Origin of the sequence: Fibrobacter sp. UWB12, from assembly GCF_900142485.1 — a bacterium.
Lineage (GTDB): Bacteria > Fibrobacterota > Fibrobacteria > Fibrobacterales > Fibrobacteraceae > Fibrobacter.
The window spans coordinates 355,220-368,454 of sequence record NZ_FRAZ01000003.1 but is presented as its reverse complement, the minus strand read 5'-3'; the positions used below and the strand labels follow the sequence as shown (position 1 = coordinate 368,454).

Here is a 13,235-nt window from a genome sequence, read left to right as displayed (position 1 = left end):
GAAGCCCTTTTTACATTCAAACACAAATATTAAACGCAGAAAGGGCTCCAAGAATAAACTTGAAGCCCTTATTTAATAAGGATTTATATGAACAAAAATCAATCTAAAACAAACTAAACGCAATAACGGTCGGCAAACGAATCGCTAAAAGCTGAACGTTTTACCAAAATTCACACCATAGCCAACTTTTTCCGCAGCAAAGACGCCTCCATGGAAACCCGACGGGTGGAAATAATTCAGCATAAGACCGACATTCATCGTTTTTAGCCACATGAAGTCCGCATCCACAGCTACAACGCCATATCGCCCAAGCCTAGCACCAACGCGAGCCGTAGAATAAAGCTTTACGCCATACCCTTCGTCATCGTTTTCTGCAAGACTCTTCCCGAGATAGTCGCGAATATCATCAAAATCGCCACCACCTTCGAAAAGTTGAACTCCAGCACCAAGGCCCAATACCATGGGACCAATGTCAAAATCAGCCCCGACAGTCATACGTTCCTGCAAATTCCAGAACGAATATTTTTTCCGTCCTTTCGAAGTTTCAAGCCACGCATTATAACCATCATTGCACTTTCCACTTTCCGAACATTCAAGTGAAGCATTTCCGCCTTTGCCGCCAAAAGCAGCCTGCACATACAAAGGTGAGGAGATTCCAAAAGGTCTGTAATTCAAAGCAGCCGATGCGCCCGCAGAAAAACCATCTTTGATATTCCGGCCGTTCATTTTCGCACCGCCAAAAACATCAGCAGATAGCGTTATTGCAGACGAATCCCCGTTAACAGCTAGACGCGGCTGATGAGCGACAACCATTGTAGATGCTCCCATCGAGCTCAAATGCGGATTGAGGCAACCGCACAAAGAAAACGCTGCAACAGATAAAAGGCCCCAAAGAATCGACTTTTTCATAGAAAACTCCTACTTATTTGTAATGTACAACCAATATATTTTAATTCTAGAAACACAACAAGAGGTCGTTATTCCAGCATGATGGACTTTATGATGCAACGATCCGAAGAACCTACAGACTGCAGATTCAGACGATGAGCGGATTTAGATCCTTGCGGAGTCGTGTTCAAATCAATTATTTCATGCAAAGGTAAAACTTTTCGAATGAAGCCATTTTGAGACAAGCCATTTGCAAGATTTGCGTTTGTCAGCTTTTTTGAATCAAAATAGACAAGCGTATTTTGGCAAGTTCCCGGCCAATGTTCCACAATCAAATTACTGTAACCTTCCATAGAAACCATTTGCCCCATTTCGATATGCATACCGCGCAGAGCCCTATCGAACTTGAGTTCAAGTCCTACGCCAAGTTCATCTGTATACGTTTTAACTTGAGTTCCATTGTCCCACGGGAAATACTCATAACGGCTCGGATAAATACTTGCAGAACTTATCTTGGGCGGAACAACCGCATCACCGCGCGTATTCAAAACGAGTTGAGCATTCGACACTGTCACGTCCCCGCCATCCGAATTAAGCACCAAGCGGAACCAACGCATTCCATTGAGTGCACCTCCGTTCGCAGGCATCTGCCAACGCAATGTATGCGAACTTCCATCTACCGGAACCGACATTTCATTCAATTGCAGGCTACCCGAACAGAACTTTGTACGGCAAACGAGAAGTTCCGCCTTCATCCAATTTCCCTTCGGATTTTCGACTTTGATATTCACCTCGAAAGTGGTATTTGCCTGGACATCGCTACCATAGTTCCACGCAGCAACCTTTTTCCAGCCCGCAGGCACCTTAAATTTTACTTCTGATTTTTTTTCCGTTGCATTTGCATTATAATCATAGCGCGCATAAGCAAACGGAATTGTTTGAACAACACCTGCATTGCGAATGATATCAGGCATTTTCTCTAAATCCATGCACTTCGTATTGGGAGAAAAATAACCAATCAACTTCGGATTTCTGAACTGCCCCACACTATAGTCATAATCGTACTTCGCGACTTCGCACAAAATGCGCCAAAAATCTACCTGCATGCCATTCAAGACAACAGCATTCAAAGTATCATTATCGAAAGGCATTTCGATATGGCGACCGCTAATCGCTTCTGCATAACGCGGATGTGTCGGATCCACGGCAAACGCAGCTGTTGCCGTACTCCTAGCCCCAGGATTTTCAAACGGGAAACCATTATAAGACTGAGTAAAGCCACAATTCGAACGAATTGCCAATTCGCCATTGCATTTCATGTCCATTGCGCTCGCCGTCGGAATGAATGTACTGCGATCCTGCACCAATTCATCCCTACCCCACGACGTATTGACATCAACATCCCAAAATAGAATTCCTTTTTTCATATCATTAGGCATTGCATCTAAAAAGCCCTGACGCAAAGAGTTATAAATCGTAGCCGCAAAAGGATACGTCGATCCCTGAATAAAATCATAGCGAGAAGTACCCTTGAAATCGTCCAATACCGCATCATCCGTCGTTTCTTTTATACGGTTGCGAGCAACAGTTCCATTATTGTCCGAATAATGCATATGACTTACTGCAGAGCCAAGCGTAGCAGGGCCTTTCTCCGCATGACGTTCCAAAAGGTAATAATCATTGCTATGAACAGGATCACGGCCCTTCAACTGTCCCTGCGCCACAAGCACTGTCGGAAACTTTTTGTATTCAGCCGCATAACGATAATCTTCATAGAGGAACCTTCCCTTTGTTTTCGCTGTAGACTTACAGGAACCTTCGCATGAGTTTTCATAGACTAAAAGATCTGCGGCACCTTTTGCAAGCAACATATCCTTAAACATTTCCGCAGCCGAGGAACCGCCCTTTTCACTCCAAAATGCAACCGTGTTAAAAAGGCCCATCGGCATAACGGCCCCCTGATGAGGAGAATCAAGCGAAGCAAAAAGCCGGATCGGAGCATCGGATTCGCTACGGTGCGTGTCATAAAGGTACGCACCATAACGCCCAATAACGCCACCTTGACTTATCCCCATAACGACAAAGCCGTCTTGCACAGCTCCTGGGAACGGGATATGCTCATTATCACTCAAAAAAGAAAACAGTTTGCTTAGCGTTTTAGAGTTTTCTTGAAGAGATGTGCGCACAGTCTCCGTAAACTGGACAAGAACAGGCGTATATCCAAGACTTTTCAGAGTCAGCGGCAAGCCAACCTGCTGCACATCCCCTTCCAAGTCCGTCAGAGTTTTCTTTTCATCAGGATTCAAGTCAATCCCGTCAACAATCATGAATGGGCGTTCCAAATAAATTCCAGTCGAGGAATTTTCATCTGCAGGAGCATCCATAATGCGAATACGCACAGACGGGGCCGTACCTACACACATATTTCCTGCACGATCAAGACCTTTTAGATTAAAAAGAGCCTTACCCTTTTCTACGCAAAGATTGCCTTTACGATCCAGAAAGAATGTATAGTCCATATTTTTCGCCATAACACTTGTAGCGAAAATCGTTACAAAAGCAAGCCATAAACAACGCTTCATCATTTTACCTCCACAAAGAGTTTCTGTTCAACATTTCGGTCTCCGCTTTTCATTTTTACGACAATCGTCTGCAATCCTGTTGACGGGAACTCCAGTTCCAATCGCTCCCTAGGTACAATTGTCTTACACGAGCCGGAAACACAAACTGAAATAGACGGCAGTTCCCTTTGTTTTGTCACAACAAAATACGGATCTAGTATCAGGCTTACTTTTGACCCCCGCACAAACGAAGTCGGAAGTCCAGCCGTCAGCAGATGCGCTTTAATAACGTTATTCGTGTTGCATGCCGAATCCGCACACGCATTGTATGCATAATCCAAATCAGCAACAAGCAGAGGTATCACCGTATAATCAGAATTTGCAGCAACCGCTTCTGCTTCAAAGTAAAGCTGTTTGGGGTTAGCAACAACATTTTCTCGAAGACGGTTTCGGACAATCGTGTACATGTTATCGTACCACGTCAATCGCGATTTTTTAGCGGTCATTTCGGTAGCACGAATACTATTCACAATTTTCAAGTGTTCTAGTTCGCTCACAAGAAAATCCGCATCAGTCTTTGACATAAGCAAATTTTTCTTTTGCAGAGAATACGCAGCACTAAACTCCGATTCTAATGCAGGCAATAGCCGTTCTTCACGTGACGAAGACCATGCTTCCGCATTGGAAAATTCATATTCCCACGGAACATCATTTGCATTTCCAAGCGACACAGATGACGATGGTTCAACGTTGTTTTTCACACAGCTAAACCCAACATCGTCAATAAAGAGAGTCGTATATTGATATTGCGGAACTTGGAAAAGCCCCACGCCCACATTCGCAACATCAAACGATCCCGTCACACCAAGGTTTGCAAGAGGGATTTCAAGTGAATGAGTTTTATCCGCAGTCAATTCTGCGTAATAAATTCCACTTTCCGATGTTGCGTTCTTTAACCAAACACCAAACCTTACGTTTTGTGTAGACCGAACTTTTAAGCGGAGCACTCCCCCATCAACGTGTAACGGAAGCGATGGAAACGAAAGCAATCCCTTCCAATCGCCTTGCACATTCTTGATGCCAGACAAGCGAATATACGGAGAAACCATGTTACCAAAGTTTCCCCAATTCGCCTTCCATTCAGGCTGTTCCGGGAAAGTTCTCCCCGTTTCAATCATTTGACCATTGTCGTTACCGTCAGAATACAGTACGACGCCCTTACATTCCTCGGCAAAGCCATTGAGTGCCCACAAGGCACCACACAAGGCAACGCCCTTAAACATCCTATTAATAACCATAGGATTTCCTTTATATTGATTTTAAGATAAATAGGCTTATTCAGCCATAACCATAAAAGGAACGATGTAGGAAAAAATGTAAGTAAAGATAAAAGAAACCGCCACGACTAACATCGAGGCGGTTATTAAACTACAATAATTTTTTGAATGTGTAAAGGGGTTAATTAAATTTTTATGAATTTTCTTTTTTCAAGTGAATTGTCAAATCACTGATATACGCACCATCGACAATATTCACAGAATACTCATAAGAATCCAGATATATCAAGTCCAATCGCTTTTCAAAAGTAGAAAGTCCTAGCCCACTTCCCTTGCGGCTCGACTTTCTCGGGAAATTGGAATTTTCAGAATGGAAATGAAGTTCATCGCTCTTCTGCGTAATGGTGATATGCGCAAAGCTCTTGCCATTTGGATTCACGCAATGCTTCATCGCATTTTCCATCAAAGGCATCATCAGCAAAGGTTCTATCATCAATTTCGGATTTTCAAGTTCTACTTTAAAGACAAAGTCAAAACCTTCATCAAGACGGAGTTTTTCCAAGTCCGCATACTTTTGCAAAATATCCACATCTTCTTGTAACGTGATATACTTGTCCTTGACTTGGTACAGCATCATTCTCAAAAGTTGCGAAAGTTTATTCATGGAACTTTCAGCACGTTTCGGATCAATCTGGATTAAAGCAGAAATGTTATTCAACGTATTAAAGAGAAAATGCGGACTCAACTGGTTCTTCAAAAAATCCAGTTCATACTGCAACTCCGAGCGTTTCTGTTCGCGCAAAATAAACGCACGCACAATCTGGCGGAACATCACATGATATAACACGCAAAGAACGCAAACAAACACAACTAGGATAGTAAACGATATAACGGGCCAAACGCCAAAATGTCCTTTAACAAACGAGAAACAATAGGAACTAAAGAAGTCTCCAACGCCTTCGTTGGGAGAACGTTCCATCACAAAGAACGCCACTTCTCTAAAAAATAGTGTTGCCACCACCAATATCGAGTTACACACGAAGTAAAGTGCATAACGTTTTTTAAATACAAGTTGCGGCACCAAAAACCTTTGGTTCAAAATAAAAATGAAAACCGTACTGAGCATGGGCAAATAAAAGCCCACAAGCCCTTTAATGTTTACGCTCATTTTAAACGCATTTGTCGGGTCTAGAATAAGCACCAATGGGAACAAAAGCATGAACAGCCAAACTAAAAACGCTGGCAAAAAGAGCGGAATCGGGAACTGGACTAGGTCGCGTTCGTCTTTCAGCAGCTCCCGTAGCTTATTTTCATTGCGTTCAAAACCAATTTCTTGCAAAACGGCAAATTTGTTACGAGTTCTTTGGAAAAATCCCAAGCGGTTGTCTGTACGATTTGTAGAAGAATTGTCATTCATACTAAAAAATTTAGTCAAAAACCACTATTTTGGCTCATCATGACAATTCTGTGACAAAAATCACGAACTTTTTTAACAAAAACTCAATTTAACTTTTGCACGCAGCATTCTAAGTAATGACACAAGGAATTCAAACTGGAGGTAAATTTGATGATGTAAAAATGAGGAGGTCACCATGAAAACCCTTAACAATCGAGATCAAAAAGACATCTACATGCAATATCTTAACGACATTTCCCGTTACCCGTTACTGACAAGAGAACAGGAAACGATATTGCTCCAGAAGTCTGCACAAGGCAACAAAGCGGCCTTGGATATGTTAGTCAACTCCAATCTCCGTTTCGTCGTGAATATCGCAAATCTTTACAAAGGCCGCGGTCTCGACATCATGGAACTGATCAATGAAGGGAACATGGGTCTCATTGAAGCCGCACGCCGCTTTGACCGCTCCCAGAATATTAAGTTTATCAGCTACGCTGTATGGTGGATTCGTCAGAACATCACCCGCGCACTCGCTGAAAAGGGTCGCATGATCCGCATCAGTGCAGAAAAGGAATTGATGTTGCGCCGTTTTGCCCGCCATGCAAAGGATATGCACCAAGTGATTGGCGGAACTTTCACCATCAACACACAAAATCTCGAAGGCCTTTCTAAGTACAAGGCAAACGAAATTGAAAAGATTTTGATGATGGGTTCTACCGCTTCTTCCCTCGATGCCCCGGTCAACGAAGATGGCGACGCAACGCTCGGCGATACCATTTCTGATTCTCAGAGCCGCACCGATGAGCTCGCCAATGAAAACAACCGCGCAGAAGTGTTTAACAAGGTAATGGACAAGAACCTCTCCAGCCAAGAAAAGGAAATCATCAAGCTCTATTACGGATTCAAGATGGATTCCGACTTGAACTTGAAGGAAATTGCTCCGATGGTGGGTCTCTCCAAGGAACGCGTCCGCCAGCTCAAGGAAAACGCTCTGAACAAGCTCCGCGATGCCGAAGTCGAACGCCTCCTCTGCGAAGCTGCCTAATATCAAGATTTATTGCTCCTAACAACTTCATACTCTCTCCTTTCGTAAAAAAACCGGCTATTTATGGCCGGTTTTTTCCGTTAAGGTGGTGATTTTTTATAGGAAATTGTATTTTTATCGCATGATGTTCAAATTTTTTAGTTTCCGCACTGTATGTATAGCTACGCTGTCCGCGCTTTGCATCGCGAACGCAGCTACCGACAAGAAAACTCCTCCTGGAGATTTTTACGACGAAGTTTCACGATTGAACAAGGTCCTTTCCGAAGTCAACCGCAAGTACGTTGAAAACGTAAATCCGACTGAACTTACGGATGCTGCCATCAATGGCATCAGAAACATTCTGGACCCGCACACGACAGTTTTCGCCCCCAAGGACTACGAAAGCCTCCGCGTTTCGATGGAAGGCAAGTTCGGTGGCGTCGGCATTACCATCAGCCTGCGAGACAACATCCTTACGGTTATTTCACCGCTTTCCGGCACGCCGGCATTCAAGCTCGGCATCCGCGCTGGTGACCGTATCCGCAAAATCGACGGTAAAGAAACAAAAGGCATGTCACTTGACGACGCCGTCAACAAGCTCCGTGGTAAAATCGGTACGGACGTAACCGTCGCCATTGAACGCGAAGGCGTTCCCGACCTCATGGACTTTACCATCACCAGAGCAGAAATTATCGTGCACGCTGTTCCGTACTACGGCATGGTAACTCCGGATATCGGCTATATCAAGCTTGCCACCTTTAGCGACAAGACCACAAGCGATGTAGAAAACGCTATCCGTGGCCTCCAGAAGCAAGGCATGAAAAAGCTCATCCTCGATATGCGCTACAATCCGGGTGGACTTTTGAACCAAGCTATCGAAATCAGTGAACTTTTCTTGAAGCCGGGTAATGTCATTGTAAGTACTCGCGGACGCACCCAGAAAACAGAAAGCGCCTCCCGCAGAAATCCGATGCTCAAGTCGGACGTGCCGATGGTCGTTCTCGTGAACCAGGGTTCTGCTAGTGCCGCAGAAATTGTCTCCGGTGCACTTCAGGATTGGGACCGAGCCCTCATCGTCGGTAAGACTTCTTTCGGTAAGGGTTCCGTGCAGACAATCTTCCCGCTCGACAATCAGGGCAACGCGCTCAAGCTTACCACCGCATTCTATTACCTCCCCTTCGGCCGTTGCATCAACAAGCCTGAAAACGGCATCAAGGGACTCAAGCTCCAGGAAGAAGAAGACATTGATGAAGAATCAGAAACTGCAAAGACTGATTCTGTAAAGGCCGACACCGCAAAGCGTGACACATTCTACACGAACAATGGCCGTATGATGTTTGGCGGCGGCGGCATTACGCCGGACGTTGACGTGGAACTCGATCCGATGCCTTGGGTTGTCCAAGTGCAGGAACGTATGGCCATGTACTTCAAGTTTGCAGTCAAGATTCGTCCGAGCCTCGAAAAAGCAGGCGTCAAGATGAACTCCGAATGGGTTGTACCGGACTCACTCTTCACACAGTTCAAGGCTTTCTGCAAGAAAGACACGAACTTCATGAAGGTCAAGAGCAACGCGCTTGTGGGCGTGGATCAGCTTGAAAAGAGCATCATCCGCGAACAGAACTACATGGGCGACAGCGCAAAGACCATTTCTGATTCTACGCTCGTGAAGCGTATCAGCGAAATGCGCAAGGCTCTTGAAGATAACCGCGATGCCCAGTTCGAAGCCAATAAGGACTACATCAAGGACGGCATCAAGCGTGAACTTCTCACCGCTTTCGTGAACGACTCCGTCAGCACAGCATTCTCGCTCAAGCGCGACAAGCAGTTGAACGAAGCCATCAAGTACTTAAGCGACATGCAGCTCTTCAAGAAGTCTATCAGCGCACCGCCAAAGGCTAAGAAGAACACCGCAAAAGCAAAGAAGTAACGGTCCAACTTGATTTCGTTATTGAACAAAATGGCCGAAGGCCTTGGACGTGCGGTCCGACGCTTCCTGAACAAGGTTGTGGGTTACCTCGTGTTCATCTGGGAATTGTTCAAGAACATTCCCGGAGCCTTTACCAATTTTCACACGACTGTTGAACAAATGCACCACGTCGGGATTACAAGTATTCCCGTGGTGTTTGCAGCGTCGCTTGCAACAGGCGCCATCATGTCATGGCAACTCGCATACCAGTTTGGCGACATGATTCCCATGATGTTCGTGGGAATGGCAGTCGGTAAATCCGTGATGGTAGAACTCTGCCCAATTCTTACGGCAATGGTTCTTGCAGGCCGTATCGGCGCATCGATGTGTTCGGAACTGGGCACCATGGCTGTTACAGAGCAGCTCGATGCGTACAAAGTATTGGGTCTTAACCCTTACAAATACTTACTTGCTCCAAGACTTATCGCAACGGTCATCATGCTTCCGGTCCTTACCATTTTGAGCATTTTCATCGGTATTGTCGGCGGTTACGAAGTGGCACACCTTTACAAAGAAGTATCGTTCTCTGTGTTCTTCTACGGTGTGCGCATGTTCTACCAGAACTGGGATTTGGTCGTTGGCTTAATCAAAGCGACACTTTACGGATTTTTCATTTCGAGTTACGCTTGCTTCTTCGGTTTCTTTACCCACAGCGGTGCAGAAGGCGTGGGCAAGAGCACCAAGGCAACTGTGGTTGCCGGCATGACAAGCATCTTGATTGGCGGGTTCACTCTTTCCAAACTACTGCTTGTTTAACACGATAAAACTTGCAAATGTCTTTAACAAAACGCACAAGCAAAGAAGGATATACGGGGAACAAACTTCAGGACATCAGTGTCCTTTTGGAGCGCGTACTTACAAAGAACCATATCTCCGAAGATATCCATTTCAAAACGATATCCGAGCGGTTCTCAGAAGTGGTCGGGCCCCTACTTGTAAGCCACGTCAAACCCACAGAAATCGACAAAAACACATTGGTGCTAGATGTCCCTAATTCGGCGCTCAAATTCGAATTGAACATCCAAAAAAAAGCTATTATTGACAAGTGTAATTCCCTTTTGGGAAAGCCGTTTATTCAAGGAATACGATTCGCCAAATAAGGGATCTAATAGAGGAATTATGGCAGAAGAAACAGAAGAAGTTAAGAAGGCGGAAGCAGATTATAGCGGTTCGAGTATTACCGTTCTTGAAGGTCTAGAAGCAGTTCGTGTCCGCCCTGCAATGTACATTGGTTCCACCGATATCCGCGGTTTGCACCACCTCGTTTGGGAAGTGGTCGATAACTCCGTAGACGAAGCTTTAGCTGGCTTCTGCAACCATATCGAAATTTCCATTTTGCCGGGTAACGGCATCCGCGTGACCGACAACGGTCGTGGCATTCCGACGGATATCCACCCGAAGGAAAAGGTGGGCACCATCCAGGTCGTGATGACAAAGCTCCACGCCGGTGGTAAGTTCAACAACAGTTCATACAAGGTTTCCGCCGGTCTCCACGGCGTGGGCGTGAGCTGCGTGAACGCACTTTCTAACAAGCTTATCGTTACTGTTCGCCGCAACGGCAGAGTTGTTCGTCAGGAATTTGCTCGTGGCATTCCGACCGGCCCGCAAGTCGATATCGGAGAATCTGACGGAACGACAGGTACATCCGTTGAGTTCTATCCAGACGATACGATTTTCTCGGAAACTGTTTACGTGTACGACACGCTCGCCACGCGTTTCCGCGAACTCGCATTCCTCATGAGCGGCCTTCGCTTGACGCTTACGGACGAACGCGATCCGGAACACAAGCAGACCGACACGTTCTGCTTCCCCGGTGGTGTTTCTGAATTTGTCCGCTACGTTGACGAACACCGCACACCGCTTTTTGCAGAACCCATCCACTTGGTTCTCCCCGACGGCCAGTACCCCTTGGAAGTTGCCATGTGGTACAACGACGGATATCAGGAAAACTTCTTCAGCTTCGTCAACAACGTAAATACTTACGATGGCGGTACGCACGTGACGGGTTTCAAGACAGCCCTCACCCGCGTTATCAGCAAGTTTGCTCAAGACATGCCGAAGGGCAAGAAAGAAGCGCAGATTACCTCGGACGATATTCGCGAAGGCCTTACCGCCGTTATCGCCATCAAGGTTTCGCAACCGCAGTTCGAAGGCCAGACAAAGCGTAAGCTCGGCAACTCCGAAATTGCAGGCTATGTCGCTTCTGCATTCGGCGCTAAGCTCGAAGAATACTTCCAAGAAAATCCGGCAGCCGTCAAGATTATCTTGGACAAAGTTTACAACGCCGCCGTGGCTCGTGAAGCAGCCCACCGCGCACGTACACTCGCCCGCCGCAAGAACGTTCTCGAAAGCGGCGGCCTTCCGGGCAAGCTCGCCGACTGCTCCAGCCGCGACCCGAAGGAATGCGAAATGTTCATCGTGGAAGGGGACTCTGCAGGTGGTTCCGCAAAGATGGGCCGTAGCCGTGAATTCCAGGCAATCCTCCCGATCCGCGGTAAGATTTTGAACGTCGAAAAGGCAAGCCTCCATCGCGTGCTCGACACCGAAGAAATCCAGAACCTGGTGAACGCTATCGGTACTGGCATCGGCACGGAATTCAAGATTGAAAAGCTCCGCTACGACAAAATCATCATCATGACCGATGCTGATGTGGACGGATCTCACATCCAGACACTTCTCTTGACGTTCTTCTTCCGCTACATGCGTCCGTTGATTGATGCAGGACATATCTTCCTCGCCATGCCTCCTCTGTACAAACTCAAGATTGGGCAGAAGGAACGCTACTTGTTCGACGAAAACGAAAAGGACAAAGTCATGGCCGAAGTCGAAGACAAGAAGAATGTCACGATTACTCGATTCAAAGGTTTGGGCGAAATGTCGCCGGAACAGTTGAACGAAACGACCATGGATCCGAAAACACGTTTCCTCAAGCAGTGCCATGTGGAAGATAGCGTTCTTGCCGACCAGATATTCAGCATGCTCATGGGCGAAGACGTGGAACCGCGCCGCAAGTTCATCGAAACAAACGCATATAAAGTCTTGAACGATTTGGATATTTAAATGAGTCCGACGAAAGCCGACTTCAAAGCCGTCTTATCCCAAGCACGTGACTTGGTAAAGACGGAACTGAATCAGATGGAACAAGTCATTATGCAGGTGGCCAAGAATGCCCCCGCCGGGATTTCTGACCGCCTTATGACATTGTTTAGCCGCAAGGGTAAACGCATCCGTTCAACACTCCTTTGCCTGCTCGCCAACTGCGGATCACAAAAGCCAGACATTGACCGCGTCGCTCACGCCTGTGCAGCAGTAGAACTGCTGCACCTCGCAAGCCTCGTCCACGATGATATCATCGATGGTACAGACGTTCGCCGCGGACAAAAAACAGCCCACCGCGAATGGGGCACGCAAGTAGCCGTGCTCATTGGCGACTATGTGCTTTCGCAGTCCATGCGTTGTGTCATCAACGAAAAAGTTCGTAACGTACCGCTGATTATTTCGGATGCCGCCGACAAACTGATTATCGGTGAAATTCAGGAACTCGACCATTGCGGAGACATGAGCCTTTCGCGCAAAGCCTATAACGAAATCATCGACGGAAAAACAGCAGCCCTCATTGACGCAGCAGCTCGCATCGGTGGCATCATGGCAGGCTTTGACCAGCCTATGGTTGATGAATGTGCCAAGATGGGAACGCATTTTGGAATCGCCTTCCAAATTATCGATGACCTGCTCGATTATGGCTATGGTTCCGTGAATATGGATAAAGCCAAGTTCACCGATCTTTCGAACGGGCTTATCACGCTTCCGTTGCTTTACTACTTCGAAGATTGCTCCGCTGAAGAACGCATCGAAATGGAAGGCTTCATCGCAAAGGCTTCCGAAGAAGGCGTCCCGGAAAAAATCCAAGACCGTCTGATGGCTAAAAAGAGTTTTGCAAAGGCTAAAGCCGAAGCTCAGGAACACTTGGAACAAGCGCTCGCCATCGCTGACAAATTCCCCAAGAGCAATTTCACCGAAGAAATTTTCGCCATGTTCTCGAGCATGTCCGATAGAGGGAATTAGCTTTACAGCAGAAAGTATAATTAGTTAAGCCTGCGAGATTCGCAGGCTTTTTCTT

Annotated in this window: 10 protein-coding genes; 6 read left to right on the top strand and 4 right to left on the bottom strand. The window is 46.4% G+C overall.

The window, feature by feature from the left end:
- Nucleotides 1–144: 144 nt before the first annotated feature.
- From BUA34_RS06310 to BUA34_RS06295, 4 genes are all read right to left on the bottom strand, one after another.
- Complete coding sequence (locus BUA34_RS06310; RefSeq protein WP_072827883.1) at nucleotides 145–909, bottom strand: hypothetical protein; 765 nt, start codon at nucleotides 907–909, stop codon at nucleotides 145–147.
- Nucleotides 910–977: 68 nt separating this feature from the next.
- Complete coding sequence (locus tag BUA34_RS06305) at nucleotides 978–3,473, bottom strand: hypothetical protein (protein ID WP_254794354.1); 2,496 nt, start codon at nucleotides 3,471–3,473, stop codon at nucleotides 978–980.
- The gene (locus tag BUA34_RS06300; protein ID WP_139255887.1) at nucleotides 3,470–4,747 is read right to left on the bottom strand and encodes a hypothetical protein; all 1,278 of its coding nucleotides are present in this window, start codon (nucleotides 4,745–4,747) and stop codon (nucleotides 3,470–3,472) included. The genes BUA34_RS06305 and BUA34_RS06300 overlap by 4 nt, the downstream gene beginning before the upstream one ends.
- A 172-nt stretch (nucleotides 4,748–4,919) precedes the next feature.
- Nucleotides 4,920–6,143, bottom strand: a complete 1,224-nt coding sequence (locus tag BUA34_RS06295; protein WP_072827881.1) for a sensor histidine kinase — start codon at nucleotides 6,141–6,143, stop codon at nucleotides 4,920–4,922.
- Nucleotides 6,144–6,318: 175 nt separating this feature from the next.
- On the opposite strand from BUA34_RS06295, the gene BUA34_RS06290 reads away from it, so the two are divergent.
- The 6 genes from BUA34_RS06290 to BUA34_RS06265 all read left to right on the top strand — a co-directional run bounded on the left by BUA34_RS06290 (nucleotide 6,319) and on the right by BUA34_RS06265 (nucleotide 13,180).
- Nucleotides 6,319–7,170: a sigma-70 family RNA polymerase sigma factor gene (locus BUA34_RS06290; RefSeq protein WP_072827880.1), complete on the top strand. Its 852-nt coding sequence runs from the start codon at nucleotides 6,319–6,321 to the stop codon at nucleotides 7,168–7,170.
- Nucleotides 7,171–7,291: 121 nt separating this feature from the next.
- Nucleotides 7,292–9,076 (top strand): S41 family peptidase, encoded by a 1,785-nt coding sequence (locus BUA34_RS06285; protein ID WP_072827879.1) that lies wholly within the window; start codon nucleotides 7,292–7,294, stop codon nucleotides 9,074–9,076.
- A 9-nt stretch (nucleotides 9,077–9,085) separates the two neighbouring features.
- Nucleotides 9,086–9,871, top strand: coding sequence for an MlaE family ABC transporter permease (locus BUA34_RS06280; RefSeq protein WP_072827878.1), 786 nt, complete (start codon nucleotides 9,086–9,088; stop codon nucleotides 9,869–9,871).
- Between the two features lie 17 nt (nucleotides 9,872–9,888).
- Entirely contained in the window at nucleotides 9,889–10,215 is a 327-nt protein-coding gene (locus BUA34_RS06275; protein ID WP_072827877.1) for a DciA family protein, read from the top strand.
- 19 nt (nucleotides 10,216–10,234) lie between these two features.
- Entirely contained in the window at nucleotides 10,235–12,175 is a 1,941-nt protein-coding gene (gene gyrB, locus BUA34_RS06270; RefSeq protein WP_072827876.1) for a DNA topoisomerase (ATP-hydrolyzing) subunit B, read from the top strand.
- On the top strand, nucleotides 12,176–13,180 hold the full coding sequence (locus BUA34_RS06265; RefSeq protein ID WP_072827875.1) for a polyprenyl synthetase family protein: 1,005 nt from the start codon (nucleotides 12,176–12,178) through the stop codon (nucleotides 13,178–13,180). It begins immediately after the preceding gene.
- Nucleotides 13,181–13,235 lie beyond the last annotated feature (55 nt).